This is a genomic window from Sphingobium sp. B8D3A (assembly GCF_025961995.1).
Lineage (GTDB): Bacteria > Pseudomonadota > Alphaproteobacteria > Sphingomonadales > Sphingomonadaceae > Sphingobium.
In genome coordinates, this window is record NZ_JAOQOS010000001.1 from 2,518,200 (window position 1) to 2,543,803 (window position 25,604).

The 25,604-nt window shown below is 64.0% G+C and carries 25 protein-coding genes and 2 tRNA genes; 8 read left to right on the forward strand and 19 right to left on the reverse strand.

Annotated elements, in window-relative coordinates:
• Window positions 1-44: 44 nt before the first annotated feature.
• Window positions 45-728 (reverse strand): uracil-DNA glycosylase, encoded by a 684-nt coding sequence (locus tag M2342_RS11690; protein WP_413715140.1) that lies wholly within the window; start codon window positions 726-728, stop codon window positions 45-47.
• Window positions 729-751: 23 nt separating this feature from the next.
• Here M2342_RS11690 and folK point away from each other — a divergent pair, with 23 nt between their 5' ends.
• A complete protein-coding gene (gene folK / locus M2342_RS11695; RefSeq protein ID WP_264579212.1) occupies window positions 752-1,291 on the forward strand; it encodes a 2-amino-4-hydroxy-6-hydroxymethyldihydropteridine diphosphokinase in 540 nt (179 codons plus the stop codon).
• Between the two features lie 74 nt (window positions 1,292-1,365).
• Window positions 1,366-1,441, forward strand: a tRNA-Lys gene (locus M2342_RS11700).
• 398 nt (window positions 1,442-1,839) lie between these two features.
• Here M2342_RS11700 and M2342_RS11705 read toward each other — a convergent pair.
• The 4 genes from M2342_RS11705 to M2342_RS11715 all read right to left on the reverse strand — a co-directional run bounded on the left by M2342_RS11705 (window position 1,840) and on the right by M2342_RS11715 (window position 5,677).
• Window positions 1,840-3,834 (reverse strand): hypothetical protein, encoded by a 1,995-nt coding sequence (locus M2342_RS11705; RefSeq protein WP_264579213.1) that lies wholly within the window; start codon window positions 3,832-3,834, stop codon window positions 1,840-1,842.
• Between the two features lie 290 nt (window positions 3,835-4,124).
• Complete coding sequence (locus M2342_RS17125; RefSeq protein ID WP_413715169.1) at window positions 4,125-4,376, reverse strand: ATP-binding protein; 252 nt, start codon at window positions 4,374-4,376, stop codon at window positions 4,125-4,127.
• 116 nt (window positions 4,377-4,492) lie between these two features.
• Window positions 4,493-5,494 (reverse strand): TerC family protein, encoded by a 1,002-nt coding sequence (locus M2342_RS11710; RefSeq protein WP_264579214.1) that lies wholly within the window; start codon window positions 5,492-5,494, stop codon window positions 4,493-4,495.
• A gap of 3 nt (window positions 5,495-5,497) precedes the next feature.
• The gene (locus M2342_RS11715) at window positions 5,498-5,677 is read right to left on the reverse strand and encodes a hypothetical protein (RefSeq protein ID WP_264579215.1); all 180 of its coding nucleotides are present in this window, start codon (window positions 5,675-5,677) and stop codon (window positions 5,498-5,500) included.
• 279 nt (window positions 5,678-5,956) lie between these two features.
• Here M2342_RS11715 and M2342_RS11720 point away from each other — a divergent pair, with 279 nt between their 5' ends.
• A complete protein-coding gene (locus tag M2342_RS11720) occupies window positions 5,957-6,706 on the forward strand; it encodes a sulfite exporter TauE/SafE family protein (RefSeq protein ID WP_264579216.1) in 750 nt (249 codons plus the stop codon).
• 115 nt (window positions 6,707-6,821) lie between these two features.
• Window positions 6,822-7,439, forward strand: coding sequence for a YceI family protein (locus M2342_RS11725; protein ID WP_264572508.1), 618 nt, complete (start codon window positions 6,822-6,824; stop codon window positions 7,437-7,439).
• Window positions 7,440-7,448: 9 nt separating this feature from the next.
• Here M2342_RS11725 and M2342_RS11730 read toward each other — a convergent pair whose 3' ends face one another.
• The 7 genes from M2342_RS11730 to M2342_RS11760 all read right to left on the reverse strand — a co-directional run bounded on the left by M2342_RS11730 (window position 7,449) and on the right by M2342_RS11760 (window position 15,935).
• The gene (locus tag M2342_RS11730) at window positions 7,449-9,221 is read right to left on the reverse strand and encodes an MFS transporter (RefSeq protein WP_264579217.1); all 1,773 of its coding nucleotides are present in this window, start codon (window positions 9,219-9,221) and stop codon (window positions 7,449-7,451) included.
• Window positions 9,205-9,969, reverse strand: a complete 765-nt coding sequence (locus M2342_RS11735; RefSeq protein ID WP_264580040.1) for an FkbM family methyltransferase — start codon at window positions 9,967-9,969, stop codon at window positions 9,205-9,207. Before M2342_RS11735 ends, M2342_RS11730 begins: the two co-directional genes overlap by 17 nt.
• Window positions 9,970-9,974: 5 nt before the next feature.
• Window positions 9,975-11,159: a glycosyltransferase family 4 protein gene (locus M2342_RS11740; protein ID WP_264579218.1), complete on the reverse strand. Its 1,185-nt coding sequence runs from the start codon at window positions 11,157-11,159 to the stop codon at window positions 9,975-9,977.
• Window positions 11,156-12,496, reverse strand: a complete 1,341-nt coding sequence (locus M2342_RS11745) for a hypothetical protein (protein WP_264579219.1) — start codon at window positions 12,494-12,496, stop codon at window positions 11,156-11,158. Before M2342_RS11745 ends, M2342_RS11740 begins: the two co-directional genes overlap by 4 nt.
• Window positions 12,497-12,512: 16 nt before the next feature.
• The gene (locus M2342_RS11750) at window positions 12,513-13,253 is read right to left on the reverse strand and encodes a class I SAM-dependent methyltransferase (protein WP_264579220.1); all 741 of its coding nucleotides are present in this window, start codon (window positions 13,251-13,253) and stop codon (window positions 12,513-12,515) included.
• A 66-nt stretch (window positions 13,254-13,319) separates the two neighbouring features.
• Window positions 13,320-14,459, reverse strand: coding sequence for a glycosyltransferase family 2 protein (locus M2342_RS11755; protein WP_264579221.1), 1,140 nt, complete (start codon window positions 14,457-14,459; stop codon window positions 13,320-13,322).
• A 114-nt stretch (window positions 14,460-14,573) separates the two neighbouring features.
• Window positions 14,574-15,935 carry an exopolysaccharide biosynthesis polyprenyl glycosylphosphotransferase gene (locus tag M2342_RS11760; protein WP_264572502.1) on the reverse strand — a complete coding sequence of 454 codons (1,362 nt, stop codon included), beginning with the start codon at window positions 15,933-15,935 and terminating at the stop codon, window positions 14,574-14,576.
• A 179-nt stretch (window positions 15,936-16,114) separates the two neighbouring features.
• Between M2342_RS11760 and M2342_RS11765 the strand changes: the two genes are divergently transcribed.
• Entirely contained in the window at window positions 16,115-16,798 is a 684-nt protein-coding gene (locus tag M2342_RS11765; RefSeq protein ID WP_264577516.1) for a CDP-alcohol phosphatidyltransferase family protein, read from the forward strand.
• Between the two features lie 27 nt (window positions 16,799-16,825).
• On the opposite strand, the gene bioB is transcribed toward M2342_RS11765, so the two are convergent.
• Genes bioB through M2342_RS11780 form a run of 3 tightly spaced genes read right to left on the reverse strand, consistent with a single transcriptional unit; the run spans window position 16,826 to window position 19,998 of the window.
• Window positions 16,826-17,857 (reverse strand): biotin synthase BioB, encoded by a 1,032-nt coding sequence (gene bioB, locus M2342_RS11770; RefSeq protein WP_264579222.1) that lies wholly within the window; start codon window positions 17,855-17,857, stop codon window positions 16,826-16,828.
• A gap of 16 nt (window positions 17,858-17,873) precedes the next feature.
• Window positions 17,874-18,692, reverse strand: coding sequence for a DUF3445 domain-containing protein (locus tag M2342_RS11775; protein ID WP_264579223.1), 819 nt, complete (start codon window positions 18,690-18,692; stop codon window positions 17,874-17,876).
• A gap of 31 nt (window positions 18,693-18,723) precedes the next feature.
• The gene (locus M2342_RS11780; RefSeq protein WP_264579224.1) at window positions 18,724-19,998 is read right to left on the reverse strand and encodes an O-acetylhomoserine aminocarboxypropyltransferase; all 1,275 of its coding nucleotides are present in this window, start codon (window positions 19,996-19,998) and stop codon (window positions 18,724-18,726) included.
• Window positions 19,999-20,184: 186 nt separating this feature from the next.
• On the opposite strand from M2342_RS11780, the gene M2342_RS11785 reads away from it, so the two are divergent.
• Window positions 20,185-20,616, forward strand: coding sequence for a DOPA 4,5-dioxygenase family protein (locus M2342_RS11785; protein ID WP_264579225.1), 432 nt, complete (start codon window positions 20,185-20,187; stop codon window positions 20,614-20,616).
• A gap of 93 nt (window positions 20,617-20,709) precedes the next feature.
• Here M2342_RS11785 and M2342_RS11790 read toward each other — a convergent pair.
• Together M2342_RS11790 and cpdR are read right to left on the reverse strand one after the other, a co-directional pair.
• Window positions 20,710-20,784 (reverse strand) — tRNA-Val (locus M2342_RS11790).
• Between the two features lie 53 nt (window positions 20,785-20,837).
• Complete coding sequence (gene cpdR, locus M2342_RS11795) at window positions 20,838-21,215, reverse strand: cell cycle two-component system response regulator CpdR (RefSeq protein ID WP_181561372.1); 378 nt, start codon at window positions 21,213-21,215, stop codon at window positions 20,838-20,840.
• Window positions 21,216-21,449: 234 nt separating this feature from the next.
• Here cpdR and M2342_RS11800 point away from each other — a divergent pair, with 234 nt between their 5' ends.
• Entirely contained in the window at window positions 21,450-22,259 is an 810-nt protein-coding gene (locus tag M2342_RS11800; RefSeq protein ID WP_264579226.1) for an N-formylglutamate amidohydrolase, read from the forward strand.
• Window positions 22,260-22,517: 258 nt separating this feature from the next.
• Here the strand turns inward: M2342_RS11800 and M2342_RS11805 are convergent, their stop codons facing one another.
• Window positions 22,518-23,297 carry a SapC family protein gene (locus M2342_RS11805; RefSeq protein ID WP_181559273.1) on the reverse strand — a complete coding sequence of 260 codons (780 nt, stop codon included), beginning with the start codon at window positions 23,295-23,297 and terminating at the stop codon, window positions 22,518-22,520.
• Between the two features lie 86 nt (window positions 23,298-23,383).
• Window positions 23,384-24,823, reverse strand: coding sequence for an FAD-binding oxidoreductase (locus M2342_RS11810; protein ID WP_264579227.1), 1,440 nt, complete (start codon window positions 24,821-24,823; stop codon window positions 23,384-23,386).
• A gap of 242 nt (window positions 24,824-25,065) precedes the next feature.
• Between M2342_RS11810 and M2342_RS11815 the strand changes: the two genes are divergently transcribed.
• Window positions 25,066-25,515 carry a hypothetical protein gene (locus tag M2342_RS11815; protein WP_264579228.1) on the forward strand — a complete coding sequence of 150 codons (450 nt, stop codon included), beginning with the start codon at window positions 25,066-25,068 and terminating at the stop codon, window positions 25,513-25,515.
• Window positions 25,516-25,604: the final 89 nt, after the last annotated feature.

A 25,604-nucleotide genomic window follows, 5' to 3' on the forward strand; every position in this document is an offset into this window, starting at 1 on the left:
GCCCGCCTATCGTCAATTTTCACGCATCACAATGGACCATACGCCTATTGCTGGGCAGACATGCCATCCCGCAACGCCAGCGCCCGCTCGAAAACCGCCTCGAACATCTCCGCCGTCAGCCGCCCGGTGTTCGTATTGTAGCGCGAGCAGTGGTAGCTATCGATCAGCATGCGCCCATCGGGCATCCGGTGCTCGGCGAGATGCGCGAAGCGGGCCTTGGGCAGCCGTCCACCCAGCACTTTCACCGCGGATTGATGCGCGATCTGCCCGAGCGCGATGAAGATGCGCGCCTTGGGCAGCAACGTGACCTCCGCATCCAGAAACGGACGGCACGTGCGGATTTCCTCGGGGGTCGGCTTGTTCTGTGGCGGCAGGCATTTCACGCTCGCGAGGATCGCGCAATCCACCAGCTCAAGACTATCATCCACACGCGCGTCATATGTGCCACGCGAAAGACCGAATTTGTCGAGCGTGGCGAACAGGAGGTCGCCCGCATAATCGCCGGTGAACGGCCTCCCGGTGCGGTTAGAGCCATGTTTGCCGGGCGCCAGTCCCACCAGAACAATGCGTGCATCCGGAACGCCAAAGGCGGGGATTGGACTGTTCCACCAGTCCGGATACTCGATCCGACAGGCCTGGCGAAAGGCGACCAGACGCGGACATAGGGGACAATCGCGCGCCGGTTCGGCGCCGGGCACGGGGCTTATAACAGGACTGGTCATGGACATGCCCTGCGGATAGGCCCTGGCGGATGAACAAGGCAAGCATCCACCCTCTGGCGCGCGACCATCGGTCGCCGGAAACCGGCGAGCAGATCTACGCTGTTGGTATCGGCGCCAATCGTCCGATGGCAGGGATGCGCCCGCGCGACATCGTGCGCGCCGCCTTCGATGCCCTCGACTTCGCGCCCCTCAGCCTTGTTCGAGCCTCCCCCATCATCGACTCGCGCCCCCTGGGCCCGTCCGCGCGCACTTATGCCAATGCGGCAGCCATTGTGAGCACGAGGCTGCTACCGCTGGCGATGCTCGACCAGCTTCAGGCCATCGAGCGCACCTTCCATCGCCGCCGCTACCGCCGCTGGGGCGCGCGCACGCTGGATCTCGACCTGCTGCTCTGGTCTGGCGGCGCCGTGCGCAGCAAACGTCTGACCGTACCGCATCCGGCCATCGCAGACCGTGCCTTCGTCCTCGAGCCGCTGCGCGCGATCGCTCCGGATGCACAAGATCCTGTGTCCGGCCTCACCATCCGCCATCTAACCTCCCGCCTGCGCAAACCCACCCCAGCCAGATGATCGCGGCTGTAAAAGCCGCCAAGCCGGTTGACCGCCAGAGCCCGCACCTTTAGGGGATCGCGACACCCGCTTGGGGGCCCTTAGCTCAGTCGGTAGAGCAACTGACTTTTAATCAGTAGGTCGCTGGTTCGAACCCAGCAGGGCTCACCACCACGCCACTCCACTATCCCACTCTTCCGGTGACATTTTTCCAACCTTAGCGCGCCATCGATGGATTTCTGCGGTTTAGCGCAGGCGATTTCTGCAAATGAGACATGCCTCACGCGAAAAAGAGGCGAGTGGAGAGAAGGGTCCGAAGCCTGCCGGGAGAGGCCGAGATTCATGTCATCCCTTCCAGGTCATATCAAAGCTGAGCGAATGCCCGACCAGAGATGCGCGATCGTTAAAAGCGGAGCAAGGGAATGACTGGTCAAATTCAGTCGTTCTGCGCAAAAGCATTATCATGAGCAACAACGCGCGGCGGCGCGCGTATCGTGAAGACAGCCTGCGCAGGTCGGCGGAAGGGCAGCGAAAGCGATCTACAAGAAGCCGCATATATGATCGCATGGTCAATCGGCTCGGCCCCAGCCTCCGTCTATCGAACCAGTCTCGGCACCACTTTCGCCGTCCTTTATCCTCATACCCATTTTCTGAAGCTGCTGGCGGAGGAAGGCATTCTGATCCCACTTGATGATCGGACTGGAGCCAACCACGAAATTTCCCGTCGATCTGACATTGAGGCTGCCATTTTCCGCGGCCGTCAGTTCCGCCTGCATCCCGGCGATTTCTACCGCGACAACGCCTGAAGGCGCGTAGACCTTGTTGGGACGACTGCTGGTCATCTCAGAGCCGAAGTAAATTTCCTCTTGCAACGAGATGAATTCGGCGTCCCGTCCTTGATAGATGTAATCAACGCGGAGAGGCGCGTCGAATGTTGTTTCGTCGGATCTCTGGATGGGCGGCGCGCCATCGTTCGATGATGTGGTTGCACTGTAAGATACGCCTGTAACCGCGAAAGCGGGCTGCATATCGGCGATAATTGTATGATTGCCGAGCGCGCTGTGCGGGATGCATGCCGCCGACCAGCCGTTTTTACCAACGGCTTTGGGCGCTTCCTTTGTCGGCATAGGACCATGCACTGAAGCGCACCACGTCAATTCGAGATTGATCTTACGATAGTCATCGTCTCCGACGGACTGCATGTCAGGTATGCCACGAACCGTGCGCGTGATGCGCGATTGGGCAGCGAAGCCATAGACAATGGTTCCGGCCGCCAGTGCGCGCTTGCCGAACAGGGTGGATATGGTCACGTCCTGGGTGAGCTTGCCCCGATAGGCATGATGGAATGGCACGGTCGCCAGACGTCCGCCCACGACGAGCATGCCGTTTTGCATGCTGGCTCCCTCGTCAGCCATCATCATGGGATACGGAAATTTCTTTGCCGCAAGCAACCGAGCCTGATTCGGTGTTCGACCGACACTGATGTCGACAAGGCTCGCCCCTTCGAGCCTATAAAGCGCGACCGGGTCGGCTGGCCCAATGAGCGCAAGAGTCGGATTTTGCTTTGGTCCAACCGTGAATGCTAGTGGGCCTATCTGTGCAAGATACCCACCGTTCGGAATTGCAATCTTGTCATCGGGCGAGGCGTCGATCTGGCGACCGCGCCGACAGAGCGCAAAGCTGCTGTCCTTGTCATGCCATCCAAAGACTGTCGGCATGACTGGGACAGCCCTATCGTCCTTCGACACCGCAACAAAGCGCGGGTAATCATAATCCTTGCCGCAATTGCGTAGTTCAACCGTGATGACGGGGCGCTGCTCATCGGGAATAATCTTATAAGCCAGCGGGTTGTTCAGCGGCTTTAGCGCCTTAATGATCGTGATATGATAAGGTTTCGTCCCACGTTCTGGTATGGCCTCGGCGACACCTTCAAAACTACCATTGCCATCTTCGTCAGTATAACAGGCCAGAGAGCGTGGGTCGCCACGGGACCCGCAAAAATATCTCGGCAGGCCCTTCAGGTCGATCTCATCAGATCGAAGCAAGTTTATGCCACCGCCAGTGAAGGCACGCCACAGCATGGACTGGCCAGAAGGATCGACGATCAAGGACGCTGCCTGAACCGGCTTGATTGAAAAACGGGCGAGCACCGAATTTTCGGGCTGATCGCCCTTCACCCAGAGCGTATTTGAGCTGCCGTTGGTATCGATGTCCTCAATCACGAAGGGCACATCTATAACGGTAGCGTCTTTGATCATCTGAGCAGCCATCGTCTGGGCAGAGACTGAAGAAGCGATAGAACAAAGGATTATTGTGCCGGCCAGAAGACAGTATTTATCGGCGGAAAACTTCATGAACCCCAATCCCCGTCCCATTTTCAAAAAAATTTCGTGCGAATAGCAATATACAGCGGTCCGAATAATTAAATCCGCCTCGGCATGAAAGCCTACTAATCGCTGAGGACGAATTAGCTGGCCCGCTCCCGGCTTTGATCCAACGGCGGCGATGCAATCCGCCGACATTCTGGTCGTCCCGATTGCTGAATGGCCATCAATGAAACCCACCGCTTGTTCATGGCGTGCGAACCCGCGAACTATTGGGAGAGAGCCTCCGTCCGCGCCTGAGATCTGCAAGGACCGGGCTCGCTCAAAACGGACGTTCGCATAGCTTCCTAGGCTCGACCCGTCGCTCCCGTACCTGGGGACATTCCGGCCCGTCCGATTTTTTTCGCTACGGATGAGGAAAGCGGACATTCATTCACCCTGCCCTCTCATCGCCGCTCATACGGACAATCCGGGGCGCTCGGCTTCATGAAGCCTTAGGCTAGGCTGCCCTCTTCGTCCGCCGTCAGCCGTTAGGGGCGATCCGGATATACCGCTATTTCCCATCCAAGCCCGAGAAACGGACGTTTGCTACTAAGCCTGTTTTCAGTGGTCGACAGCTCCAGCTGAGCGGCAATGCCCGCACAGATCTCACGCGCGATGGCGAGGCCTAGGCCCGCGCCTGGCTTGTCCAGATCACAGCGCGTACCGAGCTCGAAAGCGCTCGCCAGCTGTTCGGCCGTCATGCCCGGACCGTCGTCTGCGACCGAAGGCGCCGCCTTCAGTGCAGACGAGCGAGACCGTCAAGTGTTGCTCCGCCCATTTGCCCGCATTGTCCAGCAGGATCGAGATCAGCTCAGACATGTCGACCGGATCGACTGGCAGGCGTTTTGTGATCGGGTCAGACGTTGTTAACCTCCGCAGCCGGCACCACCGCCGGCTCGCCGCGCGTCTTCCACAAGGAGTAGAACACGCCGCCCGCCAGAATGACGAAGGTGACGCTGAGCGACACCACCGGCGGGATCTTGGCGATGCCGAGCGCGTCGGCCAGGACGATCTTGGAGCCGATGAACACCAGCAACAGGCTGAGCGCATATTTGAGGTAATGGAAGCGATGCACCATCGCCGCTAGGGCGAAATACAGCGCGCGCAGGCCCAGAATGGCGAAGATGTTCGAGGTGTAGACGATGAACGGATCGGTGGTGATGGCGAAGATCGCCGGGACCGAGTCTACCGCGAACACCACGTCGACGAACTCGACCATCAGCAGCGCCAGGAACAGCGGCGTCATGTAACGGACCGTCCGCCCTGTCGCACCATCAGGCAGCTTCACCCAGAAATGATGGCCATGCAGCTCCTCCGTCACCCGGAAGCGGCGCTTGATCCACCGGAGCACGGGCGATTTGCCGACCTCATACTCGGCTTCTGCATTGCGCCACATCTTGATGCCGGTGAAGATGAGGAAGGCGGCGAAGACATACAGCACCCAATCCCAGCGCTGAACGGCCGCGGCACCGAAGCCGATCATGAGCGCGCGCAGCACGATGACGCCGAGAATGCCCCAGAACAGCACGCGGTGCTGGTACAGGCGCGGAATGCCGAAATAGGTGAAGATCATCGCGATGACGAAGACATTGTCCATCGCCAGGCTCTTCTCGACCACGAAGCCCGTGACGTAATTCAGGCCCGCCGTCGGGCCAAGCTGCCACCAGATCCAGCCCCCAAAGGCCAGACCGAGCGTAATGTAGAAGGCGGACATGGCGAGGCTCTCGCGCACACCGATTTCCTTCTCCTCCTTGTGCAGGACGCCCAGATCGAAGACCAGCAGCGCCAGCACGAGGCCCATGAACATGAGCCACATCCAGGCCGGCTTGCCGAGCCAGAGAATATCCAGAAATTCCATGCGTCAGGCCCCCAGTACCCGGGGACCGGCCAGCGAGCGCCGCAGGCGGCTCATCAGCACATCGCGGCGCAGACGCAAGCGCGCGACGAGGCGACCATCGGGCCGCGCCTTGCCGCGTTCACTGGACAGCGCATCATCGACGCGTTGCAGCAGGACCATCAGATTGAACGTGAAGATATTCATGAACGTCATCCTCCAAAGTGCTTTGCACGTGATCGGATGACTGGATGCCTGAGCCTGAAAACCGAACCTGCACCGGTATCACCCGATGCGGTCCGACATCGCGACGCGCTCATGTTTGAGCGCTGCGCCAGAGGGGCCCGGTCCGCAGGCGGCATTTTGGAGATAGCGCGGCAGGTTTCAAGAGGGCGATGCGAAAAAACTTGCGTCGGGCCGTGACCGAGGCGCTATGCCAGATGACATCGCGCCTGCCGGGCCGCGAAGCCCGAGGTCTCGATCCCCATGCCACTCGATCCCTTCTACATTCTGTGCGCGGTGGTCGCCGTGGTGATTTCCGGCCTTGCCAAGGGTGGCTTTTCCGGTGCGGGCTCGCTGGCCATGCCCATTCTTGCGCTCGCCATCGATCCGGTGCGCGCTGCCGCCATCCTGCTGCCGATCCTGATCGTGCAGGATGTGGTGGGCGTCTGGGCGTTCCGCCGCACCTGGGATGGGCATGTGCTCGCGGTGATGATCCCCGGCATGACCATTGGCGTGGCGCTGGGCTATCTCTTCTCCGCGCAGGTCTCGGCGGATGTCGTGCTGGGCGTGCTCGGCGCGATCTCGATCCTGTTCGGGCTGCAGCGCCTGTGGGTCGAGCGAGGCCATGCAATCACCCTGCCCTCCAATTCCCCGGCATGGCTGGGCGTGCTGTTCGGCGTCGCATCGGGCTTCACCAGCCACGTCGCCCATGCCGGTTCGCCGGCCTTCCAGATGTGGGTGCTACCGCGCAAGCTGCCGCGCGATACGCTCGTCGGCACAACCGCCATCGCCTTTGCGGTGATGAACTGGATCAAGGTGCCGGCCTATGCCGCGCTCGGCCAGTTCACCCACGCCAATCTGCTCGCAACCGCTGCGCTGATCCCCCTCGCCCTCATCTCCACGATGCTGGGCGTGAAGCTGGTCCGCAAGGTCGATCCGGAGCGCTTCTATGTGCTGATCTACGTCCTGATGATCCTGCTCGGCGTGAAACTGCTCGCCGATGCACTGATGTAAGTCCGGCGCGCTCCGCGCCGCACCCTTGCATTCCCCTGATGACAGCGGCGAGCGGCACGCTATGCTAAGGCGTATCGTTCTCAATCCCCCTCGCAGACGATCAGGAGACACAGATATGCGCCTCATTCACGCTGCCCTTCCCGCTCTTCTTCTTGCCGGCATCACCGGCGGGCTGGTCGCACAGCCTGGCAAGCCGGACCCCGCCGCGATTTCCGGCGGCACCTATACCGCCGATCCCGGCCACACGCTGGTGAAGTGGGAAGTCGATCATCTGGGCTTCACGCCCTATTTCGGCATTTTCGGTGACATCACCGGCACGCTCCAGCTCGACCCCAAAAACCCTTCGGCGGCCAAGGTCGATGTAACCATCCCCGTCTCCAAGGTCACCACCGCCAGTGCGGGCCTGACGGCTCACCTGCTGCGCGCCGGCAAGGACGGCAAAGCCGCCGACTTCTTCGGCCCGACGCCCGCCGACGCCCGCTTCGTCTCGACCAGCGTCGTCGTGGACGGCCAGGCCGCCAAGATCACCGGCAACTTCACGCTGAACGGCGTGACCAAGCCGGTGACGCTGGACGCGCGCTTCTATGGCGCCGGCATGGGCATGGGCAACAAGGAGAATGTCGGCTTCACCGCCACCGGCTCGATCAAGCGGAGCGACTTTGGCGTTGCTTACGGCCTGCCGATGGTGGGTGACGAGGTTAAGCTCGAGATCGTCGCCGGCTTCACCAAGTAAGCGCTGAGACTATCCGGCCGGTGAGTCGATCACCGGCCGGTCACAGCCCATGCGCGCAAGATGGGCGCGCCGCGCGACGATCCCGTCATCCCCCTTGAAGATTGGCGAGAGTGGATAGACGCCGAGCGGCTGGAACTGCCGAAAATCCATCACCGCTACATCATAGCGTGCGCACAGGGCCGCCAGATCGGCGCCCTTCAGCATTTGCAGCGCCATCACTGCCGGCTTGCCGGGCGCACCATCGGCATCGAAGCGCACAAGGTCGGTCATGAAATAGCCGCCGCGAATATCGACCAGCACCACATCGGCATCGGACGCGCGGATCGCAGCCATGGTCTTAGCATAGCCCCGCACATAGTGCTCGGTATCGCGCGCCTGCCAGAGCGTACCCAGCAGCGCGAACAGAGCACCGGCCACCAGCAGCACCCGGCCATAGCGCGCATCGCGCGGCACGACCGCGCGCCAGCCCAGCCCGGCGAGGAGCCAGAGCGCACCGATCTGGCCATGCATATAGCGGAAACCCCAGCCATAGCCCTGATACAACGCAAGGCAGAGACCGGCGATCACGCCCAGCAGCAGCGGTACAGTCACCGGCACGTCACGCCACACACCCCGCCAGCGCACGCCCAACACTGCCAGGCCGGCGAGCGGCAGGAGCAGCAGATTGTTCCAGGCGATCAGCCGCGAGATGTTCAGCAGCGGCTGGAGATCATCGAGCCGGCCGAACAGGCTGATCAGCTTGTCGACGATGCTGTTGGTGCGGTGGACATCGCTTGGCGGCGCGGGGCCGACCAGCTCGGCCAGCGCCATCGGCCAGAGTCGCGCCCAGATCACCATCAGCGCGAGCGCGACACAGATATGGAACAGCGCCGGACCCCAGCGGCGATTGGCGGCCATCCACAGGATGAACGGCGCAATGAACAGCAGCGGGAAGTGCCACTGATGCAGCCCGGCGGCCAGAACCGCGACCAATGCCGCCAGTCCATGCCCCAGCGTGCCGCCGCGCAAGACCAGCGCCAGCCAGATCATGTTGAACGCGAAATGGCTGGTCATTGCATAGGGCGTCATGGCGGTGACGAGCAATTGCGCGGAGGTGAGCGCCATAACCATCGTCACCAGCGCAGCATCGCGCCGATCCGGGTTGAGGCGCCGCGCGATATGCCAGAGCGCGACAAGGCCCGCGCCAAGGGTCACCGGGGCGGCGAGATCAGCCAGCCCGACGCGCTGAAACAGGCTGCGGATTGCGGCATGGACCGGCAAATAGATCGACGTCCAATGCGTATCCGAGCCGTAGGGACTGTAGAATTCCGGCTGCATCGCATGGCGGACGGCGTTCCAGGCTTCGGGAATCGGCCAGCCGATCATGCCATGGGCGAGCGCACCCGCAGTCAGCTCGACCATCACCTCGTCGCGCGAAACGCTGTAGCCATGGAAAACCCACGTCCGCCCCAGCCAGGCGAGCAGAACGACGAGGAGGATACCGGCGGGAACGAGCGCCCTCCTGGCAAAGGTGCCGCGACTTGCTCGCTGGTCAGCCAGCCGACCGCCTCGCGCCCGGAGGCCGACGATAAAACCCGCGACCAAAAGGCCAAACGCCTGCGCGTCCAGCATCCACATATCCTGCCGGGCGAACAGATATTCGGAGATGCTCCGGCCGGACTGGCCGCGCAAATGCCACATCCAGGTGCCCCAGCTGAGCGCGAGGGACAGCAGTCCGCCCGCCACCAGCGCCGTTGCGAGAGCCAGCGGGCGCCCGTGCGCCGGATCAGACGATCGGGACATTGCCCTCACGCGCCAGATCTGCGCGAATGAACAGGCCGTCCATTTCCACCAGCAGCGGGAAATGGCCCTTGTTGTTGGCGAACACCGCATTGGGCACGAAGCCACCGCGCTCCAGAAGCGCGATCATCGTGCGATAGTCCGTCGCGCCATCGTAGAGCGGCCGCACCGACAGTTCGGTCTGCGCGGCGGTGATCCGCCCGGCGACCGCGCTGGCCCCAGACCAGACCTGCGCGTCATGCCCCTGCGTATCCATCTTGAGAAGAATCGCCTTGGCATCGCGCGCCGGCTGCAGATCGGGCAGCAGCGTATCGAGCCGGGCGCAGGGCACATGCACGGTGCGCGTGACCTTGTTGCGCTCGGCAAAAATCTGCTCGAGGCCGTCCTGCGGGGCATTGAGCGAGCTGAACTGGTCGGCCGCCATCAGGTGGAAGGTCGCTTCGCCATCCCGATCCGACAGGGCGATATTGTGGACGTGCCACCGTGCATCCTTGCCGGCGATCTCCACCAGCTTCGCGCAGACCTCGGGGTGCGGCTCGAACGAGAGGATCGTGCCGCGAAAGCCGACATCCTTGCGCAACATGGTGGCATATTGCCCGGCATTGGCGCCGACATCGATCACGCAATCGATGCCGAAATGCGCGATCAGCCGGCGTAGCGAGACGATCTCGCCATATTGATGCTGGCGGCCGACAAGGCCGAGCCGCACGGCCAGCCAGCGGTCGCGCAGTTCGCGGCGGTAGCGGCGCAGGTCGATCATGCCGCGCTCTCCGCGGTCGAGCGGCCGGTTCTGGCCGCGAAGCGCTCACGCGCGATCTGGTAGGCCTCCTGCGTCTGCGCGGCGGCGACATCCCATCCGGTCATCACCTGACCATGGGCGCGCGCGGCCTCACCCGCCTCCTGCCGACGGCGCGCATCGACGATGAGCTGGCGCAGGGCCACCGCCAGCGCCGGGGCATTGCCCGCCGGAAAGCGCGTCGCGACGGCATCGGGAAGGTCGCCGAACATACCGGCATCGCTGGTTACCATGGCGGCGCCATAGCGCAGCGCGGAGAGGAAGGCACCGCTCGAATCGATCTCGCGATAGGGAAACGCCAGAATGTCCGCCGCGCGCAGATGCGCATCGAGACGATGCTCGGTGAGGAAGCCGAGATCGGTCACCAGCCGCTCGCTAAAGCCGCCGCCATGAATGGCCTGCAGAAACGCCTCCACCGGCATGAACGGCTTGCCGGCAATCGCCAGCTCGAAGACGAGCCCGTCCCGCCAGAGATCGAGACAGGCCTGCACCAGCAAATCCAGCCCCTTATAGGGCCGAATCGTGCCGAAGAAGAGAATGCGTGGCACGGTTCCGCGCGGGACGGCAGCAAGGTCTTCCGCCGTCGCCTCGCGCAAGGTCATCGGCGGATGCGGCACCAGTACGATGTCGGAAGGATCGATCCCCTGCTTGAGCAGGGTCTCCCGCGTCTGCTCGCCATGGACGATCAGCAGATCGAACTGCCGCAGCAGCGCCTCATAGCCGCGCCCCTGCACGCCCGAGCGATCCTCGCCATGAAACGGGCGCGCATTGTGGACGGTGTGAACCAGCGCTGTCCGCCCCGCCAGCCGATCGAGCAGGATCTTGTCCACCATCGCCAATGGCAGCCACTGGAAATGCGCCACATCGCCCGCCAGCGATCCGAGGCGGCCAAGCCGGGCATCCAGCGCATAATCGGCAGCCTTGGCGATCTGCCCGGCACGGCCATCCCCCAGCACTGGCCGCAGCCGCTCGCCGATCCGGAAAAAGCGGGGCTCATAACGGTAGCGCTTGGGCACAATGGCATCGGTTTCGCGCATCGGCCGGCCGATCAATGTCACGTCATTGCCGCGCGCGGCCAGCGCTTCGCACAGCCCATCATCATAGCGTGGCGTGAACAGCGAGGGATCGATCATCGAAATCTTCACACGCTGCCCCTTGCCTGCGCCTCTGCGCCCCGCGCTCCTGTCAGATGCATCAGCATACGCCCATGAACCAGCCCCAGCGAAACATGAACAGCGGCGTAGAGAGCCAGAAACCCGGCGGAGAGAGTCCAGCCGAGGCTCTCATGCATGGGCATGGCGAGCGGAACCGCCAGCACACTGCCGAGCAACAGCAGCATCGAAGGCCGCAGCAAGGCCCCGAACCGCCCCAGTCCCCACTGCAGATAGACCGAGACGCAAATGAGGCTGAGGCCAAAGAGGAGCGCAATCATCATCGCAATTTCAGAATATTGCAGGTCTAGATTGCCATCGAATATGATGTGGGCGACCAGCTTTCCCGCGATCAGCAGTCCGATGCTACCTGCCATCGTGGCACCCAGCGACCAGCCAAGACAGCGCAGGACAGCGCGCCGCACGCCGGCCCCATCGCCCTGATAGGCCGCGCGCGTCAGGCCGGGCAGAACCGTCTCCGCAAGAGCGCGAATGACGGCGGACAGCGAGCGGGACAGCTTGAACACCAGATCGAAGAGCAGCAGCGGCCGTGGGTCCGGCGTCACCGCCACAATGGTGAAATAGGGTGCGTTATAGGCGCCGACATCACACAGCGTGAGAAGGCCGGTGCGGCCGAAATCGGAGAGATAATGCACCCGCACCGCCGCCAGCCCCGGCCCCAGCACAATCCAGTCGCGCCGCCGCATCGCCAATGTCGCGTGGAAGGTCGCAAGCCCGGCGCACAACACCCCGAGCGCGACGACCAGTTGAATGAGCACCGACGCAAGGATCGGCAGCGGCCCGAGCGCGGCCAGTAGCAGCGCGAGGCCGGAGATACGGCGTACGCTGTCCAGCGCTTCCCACCAGAGATTGTGATCGACCGCCGCCAGCGCCCGCCGCGCCAGCAGGGTGAGCAGATTGAAGGCCGCGACGAGATAGAAGGTGATGAACAGCGCCGGATAGTCGGTCTTGAGCCAGCCCGTCGCGATGGCGCCACCGATCAGCACCGCGCCCAACGCCACGAGGCCGGCAAGAATCCACAGCAAGGCAACCAGCTCGGCAGGGTCGAAAGCGCCCTCCCCACTCACGCGCAAGCGCCGCAACCGGGCATAGACGATGGCGCTCAGGCCAAGCTCGGCGGACACGGTGAAGTTGGCGAAGGCGACCAGCAGCAGAAAGCCGCGAAACTCCTCAAGGGGGAGAATGCGCACGAACACGAAGGTGACGACGAAACCCCACAGCATGGCGAGGGCCACATTGCCCAGCTTCACCAGCCCGAGCAGCCCGGAATGACGCTCAAGACGCCCCGCCAGCGCAATCAGGCCGGCCATCACCCCCGCAGGCTCATCATGCCGGTCGGCGGGCGCGGAACAGCGTGTCGGCCAGCGCCTCCCGCCTCACCGCTTCGGGCGGGCGGGACGCGGCATCGATCAGGTCCACCTCGAACCCGGCCGCGCGGATGCGCTCGGCAAAGTCGCGGCCATATTGGCGGACATGATCCCACTGGCCGAAGCGCCGCTCCCGCTCGCGGCCAGAGAGATCCGGCGGGCCATCCTCGCTGGGGCGATCCCACAGCGGCACGAGCAGCCAGGCCTCGCCGCCGGGCTTGAGCGCCCGCAGCAGGTTGCGCAGCACCACCGCGTCGTCAGGCACATGCTCCATCACATGGCTGGCATAAATGCGGTCGTATCGCGACTCGTTGGTCATCGCCATCAGGTCTAGGTGCTGGACGCCGGGCACCGCATAGCGGGAGGGGTCGATATCGGCGGGCACATAGTCGCCGGCATGGGCGCGAAACCGCTCGATCAGGCTCGTCTCGCCCGGCGCGCAATGCAGCACCGCGCTCCACGCAGGCAAGGCGATGACACCTTCATCGAGCAGATGATGCATCAGGCGTTCGCGCGGCGATGCGCCACAGTCGAGGCATCCCCACTCCGCTTCATCTCCATAGCGGAAGAAGCCGACCACATCGTGCCGGCAGGCCGGGCAGTGCCGGTCACGCGCAGCGCCGAAGGCTGACCGCACGGCCAGTTCGGCTCTCGAGAGATGCTTACCTGCGGCCTTGCGCACGCGTTGCATGGTGATCATGGCGCGAGCCTATACAATGCTGCACCCCGAAAGCGAGAGGAACCGCACATCTTTGCGTGCACGGCCTCAGTCGCGGGACTTGGCGGGCGTCCACAGCGTGAAGGTCTGCCCGCGCATGGCGAGCAGCACGCCCTTCAAAGTCGCCATATAGGCCAGCAAAAGATCGAAGATCGCCGCGAGCGGCCCGCGTCTTGCCATCGCGCCCAGCATCGCCAGCACCAGCCCGGCCGCGACCAGCGCGACTGCGGCAACGGGCGTGATCCGCCAGGCCAGTGCCAGCGCCGCCAGCACCGCCAGAGCGATCCACAGGCCACCGAACCAGCGCACAATCTTGCGCGAGCCATATTTGAACCGGTCGAGCCGGCTCATCCGCCGCAATCCCGGCCGCAAATGCCGGTGCGTGTGCCAACTGCGGGCGGCGATGCGCACCTTGCGGAGATATTCGTCCGCGCGCTGGGCCACCATCGCCTCGCGGGCGATCACGTCCTTGGCCTTGATGAGTCGGCGGCCGGCGAAGACCACGGCCATGGAGACGGTGAGATCGTCCAGCACGCTGTCGGGGAAATCAGGATAGAGCGCGCGCCGGATAGAGAAGATCGATCCGTCCGCCCCCATCACATTGCCGGTGCGCGACTCGAGATCCTTGAGATGCTCCTCAAGCCGCCAGTAGAGCGCGCCCACAGACGCCGAGGCACTGCGATCCGCGCCGTCATAATGCAGCGAGCCGAGCACGCCGCCGACCTGCGGATCGGCATAATATGGCAGCAGCGCATCGATAGCGTTTGCGTCGAGCAGCACGTTGGCGTCGGTAAAGACGAGAACCTCGCCCGTGGCCATGGCCGCGAGTTGCTTCATCCCGTGCGCCTTGCCGCTGCGCCCCGGACCGCGCAGCAGGGTCAGGACGTCCTGAGCCTGCCCCAGCAGGTCGCCCGTGCCATCGCTGGAGCCATCGTCGAAAGCGAGGATCTGCAACCCCGGATGCCGCGCCTTGAGCGCACGCAAATTATCGATCTTCGCAGGCAGCGATGCCGCCTCATTATAGGCGCAGAAGAGCAGCGAGACAGTGGGTGGGGCCGCGCCGCCCGCGTGCTGGACCGGCTTGGTCGGCAGCAGCCGCAGGATGAGCGGATAGATCAGGAACGGCCAGACCAGCAGCACCGCACATAGCACGATGATGAGTGCGAGGATCACATCGACGGGCGTCACTGGACATCTCCGCTCGGCATGCGACTGTTCTCCTGCGAAAGCAGGAGTCCAAGGCGCATCCGATGGACTTTGCCGCCCTGGACTCCTGCCTTCGCAGGAGCACCGCGCCCCTTTTTAAAACGCATTATCATGCGCCAGCACCCGCAGCGTCGCGACGATGATCCGCAAATCCCGCCAGATCGACCAGTTGGTCACATATTCAAGATCCGACTGGAGCCGATTGATGAGATCCTCGTGCCGGTCGGTCGGGCCGCGATGGCCACGCACCTGCGCCAGACCGGTCATGCCCGGTTTGATGCAATGGCGCGCCCAATAGCGCTCATCGACCTCCCAATAGAGGCTCTGCGCCGCCTTCGCCGCCGGAGCGTGAGGGCGTGGTCCGACGATGCTCATGTCGCCTTTCAACACATTGAAAAGCTGTGGCAGTTCATCGATGCTCGTGCGCCGCAAAAAGGCGCCGATGCGGGTCACGCGCGGATCGTCCTTCTCGGTGAGCTTGTCCGCCTTGAGGTCGCTCAGCGCCATATGCATAGTGCGGAACTTGAGGATCATGAACGGCCGCGCATCGCGCCCCAGCCGCTGCTGGCGGAAGAACACCGGACCCGGCCCCGAGAGCTTCACCGCCAGCGTGCCGAAAATGAGGATCGGCGAGAGCGCCAGGATCGCCGGCACGCAGATCGCCAGATCGAACAGGCGCTTCAACAGCCGGTCCCGGAACAGCAGCGGTCCACCCGCAACCACCAGCGTCGGATGATCGGCAAAGGCGCTCACCTTCGCGGGCACGAACTGGCGCATCTCAGGCACCAGGATTTCTCCCTTGGCGGACAGGGAGGTAAGCACGATGCGCCAGTCCGCGATCCGCTCGGCGGGGCACGCGACGACCACGCGCTCGGCACCGCCGACACCATCGGCGAGGCGCTCGGCCATTTTGGCATCCCGCGCGGTGGGATCGAAGCCGATCGCCTGCGCATCCACCCGCCAGGCATCGCGTGGCGTTTCGATCTCGACGCCATCGACCAGCAGCACCGTGATGTGCGGCACCGTGCCGACCAGCCAGATTGCCAGCCGGTCGATCAGCGGACGCACCGCGATCAGCCCGCCGGCAGACAAAGCCAGGCCGACCATGAAGGTGAGACGCGACAATTGCTCGGCGATCTTGCCGAGGTAGATGATGAACAGAGTCAGCATCACCGCTTGCGCCAGCGACCATACCGCCTTGGCGGCGCTCGCCCGACGATTGCCGATCATCCTTATCCCGTAGACGCCGCCATGCACGGCAATGAGCACGTAGACCGGCACGATCATCGCGGCCATCACCAGACCGTGCGGCTTGCCCGGCTCGCCCATGAGCGAACCCAGAACCAGCAGATTGGCCAAGGCAAAGGCCAGCCCGAGCACCAGCATGTCGAGCATGATGCTCAGCAGATAGAGGCGCAGGCGTGCTGCTTCCTTCGACTGCGCTGGTTTGGCTGCCATGGCCGCGCGCTATGCCCCTGCGCGGGGGCCGTCAACGAGATTGTGCGTGGGCGGCGCGGTGGCATCCGTCGCAGTTCCAGCAACATATGTCCCGCGCCGGGGCAGGAATTCGGGATCATCGCTGGAATATCGCGTATGACCCTTTTATGACGGCCGCCCCAGAACGCCGCGGAGAGATGATGCAGCATAGCCCCAACAGACCAGCGCCAGCCGTGAACAGGATCCAAAACAACCTGCTTGCGGCGCCGGAGAGACGTCTGCTGAACTGGCTGTGCAGCATCATGCCCCGCTGGGTCACGCCCGATATGCTCACGACGCTTGGTGTGGTGGGCGGGCTTGCCACCTTCGTCGGCTATGCCGGCAGCAGCTTTGGCGACCAATGGCTGTGGCTGGCGATGGCCGGCTATGTGATGCAGTGGTTCGGCGACTCGCTGGATGGCAGCCTCGCCCGCTATCGCCACATTGAGCGGCCATCCTACGGTTACTTCATCGACCATAGCTGCGACGGCATCGTCACCTTGCTCATTCTGGGCGGCATGGGCTTCAGTCCCTATGTGCGGGTGGATGTCGCGATGTTCGCTGTCGTCGGCTATCTGCTGCTCTCCATCCACGCCTATCTCGCGGCTCGGGTGATGGGTGAGTTCAAGCTCTCCTACGGCATTGCCGGGCCGACGGAGCTGCGCTTCGTGCTGATCGGCATGACCATCGGCATGATGCTCACCGACCCCACCAAGGCGCCGGCCATCTCGCCGTTCGACATGATTGTCGGCGGTGTGGGCGTGATCTTCGTGGTGCTGTTCGTCAGCCAGACGCTCGTTGCCGGCCGTCAACTGTCCAGATCGGACAACGCCCGGCGCGGCTAAACGGCGCCGCGCCGAACGGGGCCTGCCTTATTCGGCGGCCTCTTCCAGATGACCATGCGGCGCAGCCTGCATCGCCGCGATGCCGAGCTTGGCGAGCAGCGCGCCATCCCTGTCGTCGCCGGCATTGGGTGTGGTGAGCAGCTTGTCGCCGGTGAAGATGCTGTTGGCCCCGGCCATGAAGCAGAGCGCCTGACAGGCCTCGCTCATGCTCTCCCGCCCCGCTGAAAGGCGGACCATCGCCTGCGGCATGGCGAGCCGCGCCACCGCCACCGTGCGGACGAACTCGATCTCGTCGATCTTGGCGAGCGGCGTATCGGCGAGCATGTCGCCGAGCACGGTGCCCTTCACGGGGACCAGCGCGTTGATCGGCACGCTCTCCGGATGCGGCATCGTCGCCAGCGCGTGGATGAAGCCGATGCGATCCTCGCGCGTCTCGCCCATGCCTACAATGCCGCCGCAGCAGACGTTGATCCCGGCGGAGCGCACGGCCTCCAGGGTCTCGATGCGGTCGGCGAAGCTGCGCGTCGTGATCACCTCGCCATATTTCTCCGGCGCGGTGTCGATGTTGTGATTATAATAATCCAGTCCGGCTTCGGCGAGCATCTGCGCCTGACCGGGCGTCAGCATCCCCAGCGTCATGCAGGTTTCCATGCCCATCTCGCGCACGCCCTTCACCATCTCGATGAGCGCGGGCATGTCGCGGTCCTTGGGGTTGCGCCAGGCCGCGCCCATGCAGAAGCGGCCCGAACCGGCATCCTTGGCCTGGGCGGCGGATTGCAGCACGGCGCGCACGTCCATCAGCTTGGTGGCCTTGAGGCCGGTCTCTGCATGGACGGACTGGTTGCAATAGCCGCAATCCTCCGGGCAGCCGCCGGTCTTGATCGAGAGCAGCGTCGAGCGCTGCACCTCGTTGCGCGGATGATTGGCCCGATGCACGCCCTGCGCCTCGTAGAGCAGATCCATGAACGGCAGATCGAACAGCGCGGCGATTTCCTCGCGCGTCCAGTCGGTGCGGGGGGCGGTGGTCACCGGCGCGGCTGCGGATGAAAGCTGTGTCATAGCCTGCCCCTCTGCCTCAGGCCGAGGCGCTTGAAAAGCCACTCTTGCCATTGGCGGCATCCGCATAGCGCCTGAGCGCATCCGCATAACGCCCAACCAGCCGCCGCGCCTGTTCATCGGCCGGCATCGCAGCAAGCGCCGCGCTGAGCCGCGCAGGCCATTCTCCCGGCAGATCGCACAGCCGCTTGCGGGCGATGCCAATGGTGAAGAGGATGGCACCGCTCTCCGCCAGGCGCCTGAGCGTTTGCCGCTCGCAGCGGACGATCAGCCTCTGCCCGGCATTGTCCGGCGTGACATGCGCAAACGCTGCCGCCTCGTCCACGGTCGGGAGATAGCGCCACTCCATGGACGGCACGATGAACCAGTTGGCCCGCGCGAATATCGGGCCGGCTTTCAAGCTTGCCATGAAGTGATCGACACCGGGCGCCAATTGCTCGGCATAGCCATGGATGGGCGCATGGATCTGCGCCATCGGTCGGCCGATCTTGTCCGCAAGGCGCCAGTCGGTCGGGAAGCCCACCGCAGCGGCGGTAAGGTGCCACGGGTCACCCGGCTCCGCCTGCTGCATGATGCACAGATCTTCCCAGCAGCCGCGCGCGATATCGCCCAGCTCTCCTGAAATGCTGATCATCGCGCCGACCTCGCGGACGGCGCCCTCGGCACCGGGCAGCAGCTGAACCGCCTCCGGGTGCGCGTCGAATACCGCCGAGCGGGCGGCGCGGTCGAAGTCCGGCCAGAGCCAGTCGTCCTCCGGCACGCGGCGCAGGCCCATGGTCATCGCCCGGCCCATCCGCGCGGCCCCCAGCAGATCGGGCACGGAGAAGCCGAGCGTCATGCCGCCCCGCCTCCGTGCCCGGCTGCCATCCTCAGAGCGCGTCCAGCGCCTGCGCCATGTCGGCGATGATGTCGTCGATATGCTCGATGCCGACCGACACGCGCACCACGTCCGGCCCGGCGCCAGCGGCGACCAGTTCCGCCTCTGACAGCTGGCTATGGGTGGTCGAAGCAGGGTGGATGATCAGCGAACGGGTATCGCCGATGTTGGCCAGGTGGCTGAACAGCTTGACGCCGGAGACGAGCTTGATGCCAGCCTCGCGCCCACCCTTCACCCCGAAGGTGAACACGGCGCCGCCCTTGCCGCCCAGATAACGCTGCGCGAGCGCATGATAGGGATCGTCCGGCAGGCCGGCATAGCGCACCCATTCCACCTTGGGATGCTTCTGGAGCCATTGCGCGAGCGCCAGCGCATTGTCGCAATGCCGCTCCATGCGCAGGGACAGCGTCTCCATGCCCGTCAGCGCGAGGAAGGCGTTCATCGGCGCCAGCGCAGGCCCCAGATCGCGCAGGCCCAGCACCCGGCAGGCGATGATGAAGGCAATCGGCCCCACCGCATCACTCAGCACCGCGCCGTGATAGGAGTCGTTGGGCTGGGTCAGGGCCGGGAACTTGCCGGACTTCACCCAATCGAACTTGCCCGCGTCCACGATCACGCCGCCGATGGAATTGCCATGGCCGTTGAGGAACTTGGTGACCGAATGCACGACGATGTCTGCGCCATGCTCGATCGGGCGGCACAGCACCGGCGTGGCCAGCGTGTTGTCCACGATCAGCGGAATGCCGGCGGCATGCGCGATCTTCGCGATCGCCTCGATATCCTGCACCACGCCGCCGGGATTGGCGAGGCTCTCGATGAACACGGCGCGCGTGCGGTCCGTGATCGCCGCGGCGATATTGGCCGGATCGTCCGCATCCACGAAAGTCGAGCCCCAGCTCATCTTCTTGAAGCTGTGGCCGATCTGGTTGAGCGAGCCACCGTACAGCTTCTTGGCCGCGACGATGTGATCGCCGGCTTCCAGCAGCGTGTGGAACGCCAGGAACTGCGCGGCATGACCCGAGGCCACGGCCAGCGCGGCGGCACCGCCCTCAAGCGCGGCAATCTTGCCTTCCAGCGCGCCGTTGGTGGGGTTCATGATTCGCGTGTAGATGTTGCCGAACTCCTGCAGCGCGAAGAGGCGCGCGGCATGATCAGCATCGTCGAACACATAGGATGCGGTCTGGTAGATCGGCGTGATCCGCGCCTTGGTCGTCGGGTCGGGCTCGGTTCCGGCATGGACAGCGAGGGTATCGATCTTCTGGCTCACGGGGCTGCTCTCCTTTGTTTTGCGCGAAGCGTGACCGACAGCGGCAGGGACCGCCATACAGAAGGCTCCTTAGCGCCTCGCCGGTGCAAAGCCTACCGCCAGCGCGTGTCGGCAGACCGATGATTGTCCATCTGCTTGCGGAGATGGCTCCCGATCGCCAACTAGGCACCACAGACAGGACACGCCATGCACATCCAGGACCCCACGCCCCGCCCCCGCCAGATCGCCGAGATTTGCAGCTATCACGCGCATATTTATTATGATGCCGCAACGCGCCCGGTGGCGGAGCGCCTGCGCGCGGGCGTGTCCGATCGATTTTCCGTTCGGCTGGGGCGCTGGCACGATCGGCTGGTCGGGCCGCACACGCAATCCATGTTCCAGATCGCCTTCGCTTGCAGCCTATTCGACACGCTGGTGCCCTGGCTGATGCTCAACCATGGCGGACTGAGCATTCTCATCCACCCCAATACGCTGAACCAGCGGCGCGATCATCTTGAGGACGCGCTGTGGATCGGCACCCCACAGGCGATCCTTGGCGACCGTCTGCCGACCGAGGGCGCAGAGCCGAATGATGTGGGTGAGATCAATTCCGCGCCCCTCGCCGGAGTCACCATCTAGTGAGGCCGCAGTCCTGCGTCGCAGTGCTTCTCGTCGCCAAGCAACAAACATAGAAAAACCCCGCCAAGTCGTTGAACCTGGCGGGGTTTTCCATGGTGGGCGTGGCAAGGATTGAACTTGCGACCCCTGCGATGTCAACACAGTGCTCTACCACTGAGCTACACGCCCACTTGAGAGGAGAGGCCCTTACGCAACGCGCGAGGGCGGCGCAAGCGCAAATATCAGAGAAGGTTCTCTGCGCTGGTGCGATTGAACATGCGGTCGACCTCCATCACCAGATCGCGCAAGTGAAACGGCTTGGAGAGAACCTTGGCTTCCGGCGCGACGCGCCCCGCGCGCAGGGTCACCGCCGCAAAGCCGGTGATGAACATCACGCGCGTATGCGGCGAGACGGACGCGACATGCTGGGCCAGTTCAATGCCGTCCATTTCCGGCATCACGATATCGGTCAGCAACAGATCGAAATGCTCGGCTTCGATGATCGGCACCGCCGCCGTGCCCCGGTCCACCGCCACGACCTCATAGCCGGAGCGTTCGAGCGCACGAACGAGATACTGCCGCATCGAGTCATCGTCTTCCGCCAACAAAATGCGAAACATGCGCGTGCCGAAGCCTCCGGGATACTCGTCGATCACACCGCCATAAAGCCTGATAGGCCTTGGCGTCACCCCTTGCTTTATGCGAAAAGCGATTAAGAATTTCCATCAGTTGCGGCCAATTGCGGAAAATTTCGCAGCCGCGAGCGGCCCTGTGGAGGACCATTGCGACCCAAGCCTGCCCGGAGTCATGACGCGTTTCATCACTACGGCGTGGCCGGTGATTGCGGTCCTCTGGTGTTCGCCGTCCCTCACGCGGGGCGGGATTATTCCCCTGCCCTGCTCGCGCGGGCCCGCGTTTCGCAAAAGGCGTTGCAAGGGCTGGAGGACCGCTATGCCGATCTGCTGGTGGAAAGGCTCATCGAGCAAGGCCATCATGTGCTGATCGCGCGCCAGCCCCGCGCCCTGATCGATCTCAATCGCGACGAGCGGGAGGTCGATCTGCGTGGCATCCAAGGGGCACCATGGAGCTTTCGTGGCCAGAGCAGCGCAAAATTGCGCGGTGGCCTGGGGCTGATCCCCGAGCGGCTGGCGACGACGGGCGGTCTTTGGCGCGATCCCCTGCCCTATGCCGCCCTGTGCCAGCATATCGAGCAGGTCCATCGCCCCTATCACACCGCGCTGGCGGCTGCGCTTGACGTGACGCGCCGGCGCTATGGCATCGCGCTGCTGCTCGACATTCATTCCATGCCGCCGCTCAAGGCAACCACAGCCGACATACCGACTCCGCGCGTGGTGATCGGCGACCGATTCGGGCGGAGTGCAACGGATCGGCTGACCGACCTGTGTGCGGACGTCATCCGCCGGCACCGGCTGCCGGTGGCGATCAACGCGCCCTATGCGGGTAACCATATTCTTGAGCGACATGGCCGGCCCGAGCGGGACGTTCACGCCATTCAGATCGAATTCGATCGGTCGCTCTATCTGGATGCGGCAATGGCCGAACCGGGGCCTGGCCTTGCCATTGGGCAGGGCCTTCTCGTGACATTGGCCGAGCATCTCTCGCGCGAGCTGATTGACTTTGCCCGGCCGTTGGCGGCCGAATAGCAAAGCCCGAGCCATCTTCGTTTAACCATAAAAAACCACCCCGTGCGATGCACAGGGTGGCCCAGGTTCAGGGAGGAGACGTCCCGAAAGGGCGGGACGCCCACGCAACGGCTCGAAAGGGGGAACAAGCCATTACGTATTTTGAAGTTAAGGCACGGCCCGAGCCTTTTCAAGCCCGGGCCGCAAGAGGTAGATGATTTTTTCAACTTATCGCCTCGCCCCGCCGAAAAAATGGATCGGCTGAGCGAGCGGCTCGATTTAGCTGATCTGGTAGGCCGGCACCGGGCCAAGGCCGAGGGCGCGCTGAGCGAAGAACAGCTCGCGCATGCCCTGCAACGAGAACAGATGCGCATGAATGAGCGGAAGCGCACCGCTCTGGTTGAATTTGCGCAGCTGATCGCCGCGCAGCTCGCGCAGCTTTTCCTCATTGACCATCTGGAAGCCGCGATAAACGAAGGGCTGCTCCTGATCGGGAATCTGGATGCTCAGCTCGCCGTCCATCAGAAGCTCCTGCTCCTGCAGTTCCTTGACGAACTGGCCGGTGCGCATCGCCGCTTCCTCGAACTGCTGGCAGAAGGCGAGCAGTTCCTTGGTCAGCTCGCTGGCCTCGCCATTTTCGATGAGCGGACGACCGTCCTCATACTCCCCGACGATTTCGCTGGTCGGATCGAAGCACAGCGACAGCTCGTCGGAATCCGGACGCAGGCGCACCAGCATCCAGGGGTAGCGACGGATATAGGCGGGAACATAGCCGTCCTCGCGGCGCAGCTTGCCCTCGCTGTCGACCAGCGTGTTGACGCCCTCGTTGAGGCCCATCAGCGCCAGCGGCACGGGATTGGGGCCGCTGGAGAAGACGATCGGCAGGAAACGCTGGGCCTGCGCGAACTCGTCGAGCGTCAGCGGGACGGCGTGGACGCCCACGATATGCGGCGCGGTGTCATAGTTGCGCAGCGTGTACTTGCCGTGCTGCTCGACATTGAGCGGCACCAGGTCGTTATAAAGCAGAGGCAAATTCTGGGCTTGTGGCGCGCTGGCCATGACATCGGTCTCCTGAAACGGACATGGATCAGCCCGTTCCCGATGGGCCGGCTGAATGACGCCCGGCCATAAAGGGCCGCTCGGGCCTAGGCAAGGGGCACAAGCTTGCCGGGATTGAATAGGCCCTGTGGATCGAACGCCCGCTTGATCGCCCGCACCGTATTCAGCTGGGCGGGTGGCGTAAGACGCGCAAACTCCGCGATCTTCATCTGGCCGATCCCATGCTCAGCCGAGATCGATCCGTGCATCGCGACGACGATGTCGTTGACGAAGCGCGTTGCCTCTTCACCGTGCGTGCCGAGCCAGTCCACGCCCTGCCCCGGGCCGGTGCCGGCCGGCGCGCGGACATGGAAGTGCACATTGCCATCGCCAAGGTGCCCGAAGGACGAAGCCGTCGCCCCCGGGAACCGCGCCTCGCACGCCGCTGCCGCTTCGATCATGAAGCGGGGCATGTCCGCAATCGGCACGCTCACATCGAACTGCAGCGCAGGCCCCTGCGCCCGCTCCGCCTCCGATCCGCTTTCACGCAGCTTCCAGAATGCCTCAGCCTGCGCCTCGCTGGCGGCGATGGCCGCATCGACGACCAGACCCTGCTCGAAGGCCTCGGCCAGAGCGGCCTCCAGTCGGGCAGCCGCGCTCTCTTCCTCGTCGGCCGCGTCCAGATCCACCTCGATCAGCGCATTCCACGGCGTCCGGGTCTCGATGGGCGCGCGGGTATCGGGGATCACATCGAGCACATGGCCGAGCGTGTCGCTCGCCATCACCTCGAACCCCTCGACGACGGACCCAAGGCGCCGCTCGAGAAATCGTAGCAGCGCCAGCGCCTGCGCGGGGTCTTCCACGCCGGCCCAAGCCACGGCCCGATCGGCAATCGCGGGCACCAGACGGAGACTCGCAGCAGTCACGATCCCCAGCGTTCCTTCCGCCCCGATGAGCAGCTGCTTGAGATCGTAACCGCGATTGTCCTTCTTGAGCGCGGCAATCCCATCGTGGATCGTGCCATCCGGCAGCACCGCCTCGATACCTTCCACCAACGCGCGCATCGTCCCGTGCCGCAGCACCTGCGTCCCGCCGGCATTGGTGGAGACGAGCCCGCCGACCGTTGCCGATCCCTTGGCCCCCAGGCTCAGCGGAAACCGCCGGCCGACCGCCGCTGCCGCCTCATGCAGGGTCGAGAGGATGACGCCCGCCTCACACACGGCGAGATTGGCGGCAGGATCGATCGCGCGAATCCGGTTCATCGCGCGGAGCGAGAGGATGAGGGCGCTGCCATCGGCCGGGGGCGTCGCGCCGCCTACCATGGAGGTATTACCGCCCTGCGGCACCAAAGCGACGCCATGATCATGCGCGCAGCGGACCATCGCGGCCACCTCCTGCGTAGAGCGGGGCGTCAAAATGGCGACCGCATCGCCATGATATTTGCCGCGCCAGTCTCCCAGCCAGGGCACGATCAGATCGCGATCCTCTATCAGGCCACGGGGACCAGCAATCGCACGAAAGGCGTCCAGAACTGTCTCGGAGATCATGCCCGCCTATATGCCCTCTGCGCCGCCGCATGGCCACCATCTGCGCGCAAAAATGCTTGCGAAGCGCGCGCCTTCGTTGTTGATCATACAATTAATCGGCTGTTCAAGCGGTAAGGGTTAGGGCATTTTCCTCCCCTGGGGTCAGTTCATTGCCAGCATCGTCGCCAACCATTTTGCTGCCGCTCCTGCTTTTGGGGGCATCGCAGGCCGTAGAGGCCGAGCAGCGCGTGGCGAGCCCAGAGATGAGCCGGATGGCACGCATGGAGCAGGTCCAGCTCGCCCAGCTCTCCATCGAACAGCGAGTGATCATCCGCATCCCGACCATGCCGGCGCAACCCCGAACAGCCGCACCGGCGCCCCCGGTCATCCAGTGGAAGGAAGGCCGCGGCCCGCGTTGCCTGCCGCTCAACCTGATCCGCGCGGCGGTGGTGACGCATGCTGATGGCGTGACGATGGTGGTGAGCAACACCGAGCGCTACCGCGCCCATCTGGGGCGGGCTTGCCGGGCAGCGGACTTCTATTCCGGCTTCTACATCTCGCCCGACAAGGATGGGGTGCTGTGCGCCGGACGCGACATGCTGCATGCTCGCAATGGCTCCGCCTGCGAGATCGAGCGCTTCTCCCGCCTCACGGCCCAGGTCGTGCACGCCGAGCCTGACGACGAGCCAAGGCGCGCGCGGTCCGATAGATAACCTGCCGATAAGCGGGGCAGAATTTCGCGTCCCGCGTTCGAGACCAGAAACCATATCGCCACCGCGGCATTATCATGACGGGGAGCCTC

What these genes read in the sequence shown, in the direction of transcription:
- M2342_RS11690 (WP_413715140.1), bottom strand. Translation starts at nt 728, where the DNA reads ATGTCCATGACCAGTCCTGTTATAAGCCCCGTGCCCGGCGCCGAACCG.
- folK (WP_264579212.1), top strand. Translation starts at nt 752, where the DNA reads ATGAACAAGGCAAGCATCCACCCTCTGGCGCGCGACCATCGGTCGCCG.
- M2342_RS11710 (WP_264579214.1), bottom strand. Translation starts at nt 5,494, where the DNA reads ATGGAATTTCTGGATATTCTCTGGCTCGGCAAGCCGGCCTGGATGTGG.
- M2342_RS11715 (WP_264579215.1), bottom strand. Translation starts at nt 5,677, where the DNA reads ATGAATATCTTCACGTTCAATCTGATGGTCCTGCTGCAACGCGTCGAT.
- M2342_RS11720 (WP_264579216.1), top strand. Translation starts at nt 5,957, where the DNA reads ATGCCACTCGATCCCTTCTACATTCTGTGCGCGGTGGTCGCCGTGGTG.
- M2342_RS11725 (WP_264572508.1), top strand. Translation starts at nt 6,822, where the DNA reads ATGCGCCTCATTCACGCTGCCCTTCCCGCTCTTCTTCTTGCCGGCATC.
- M2342_RS11730 (WP_264579217.1), bottom strand. Translation starts at nt 9,221, where the DNA reads ATGTCCCGATCGTCTGATCCGGCGCACGGGCGCCCGCTGGCTCTCGCA.
- M2342_RS11745 (WP_264579219.1), bottom strand. Translation starts at nt 12,496, where the DNA reads ATGGCCGGCCTGATTGCGCTGGCGGGGCGTCTTGAGCGTCATTCCGGG.
- M2342_RS11750 (WP_264579220.1), bottom strand. Translation starts at nt 13,253, where the DNA reads ATGATCACCATGCAACGCGTGCGCAAGGCCGCAGGTAAGCATCTCTCG.
- M2342_RS11760 (WP_264572502.1), bottom strand. Translation starts at nt 15,935, where the DNA reads ATGGCAGCCAAACCAGCGCAGTCGAAGGAAGCAGCACGCCTGCGCCTC.
- M2342_RS11765 (WP_264577516.1), top strand. Translation starts at nt 16,115, where the DNA reads ATGCAGCATAGCCCCAACAGACCAGCGCCAGCCGTGAACAGGATCCAA.
- bioB (WP_264579222.1), bottom strand. Translation starts at nt 17,857, where the DNA reads ATGACACAGCTTTCATCCGCAGCCGCGCCGGTGACCACCGCCCCCCGC.
- M2342_RS11775 (WP_264579223.1), bottom strand. Translation starts at nt 18,692, where the DNA reads ATGACGCTCGGCTTCTCCGTGCCCGATCTGCTGGGGGCCGCGCGGATG.
- M2342_RS11785 (WP_264579225.1), top strand. Translation starts at nt 20,185, where the DNA reads ATGCACATCCAGGACCCCACGCCCCGCCCCCGCCAGATCGCCGAGATT.
- cpdR (WP_181561372.1), bottom strand. Translation starts at nt 21,215, where the DNA reads ATGTTTCGCATTTTGTTGGCGGAAGACGATGACTCGATGCGGCAGTAT.
- M2342_RS11805 (WP_181559273.1), bottom strand. Translation starts at nt 23,297, where the DNA reads ATGGCCAGCGCGCCACAAGCCCAGAATTTGCCTCTGCTTTATAACGAC.
- M2342_RS11810 (WP_264579227.1), bottom strand. Translation starts at nt 24,823, where the DNA reads ATGATCTCCGAGACAGTTCTGGACGCCTTTCGTGCGATTGCTGGTCCC.
- M2342_RS11815 (WP_264579228.1), top strand. Translation starts at nt 25,066, where the DNA reads ATGAGCCGGATGGCACGCATGGAGCAGGTCCAGCTCGCCCAGCTCTCC.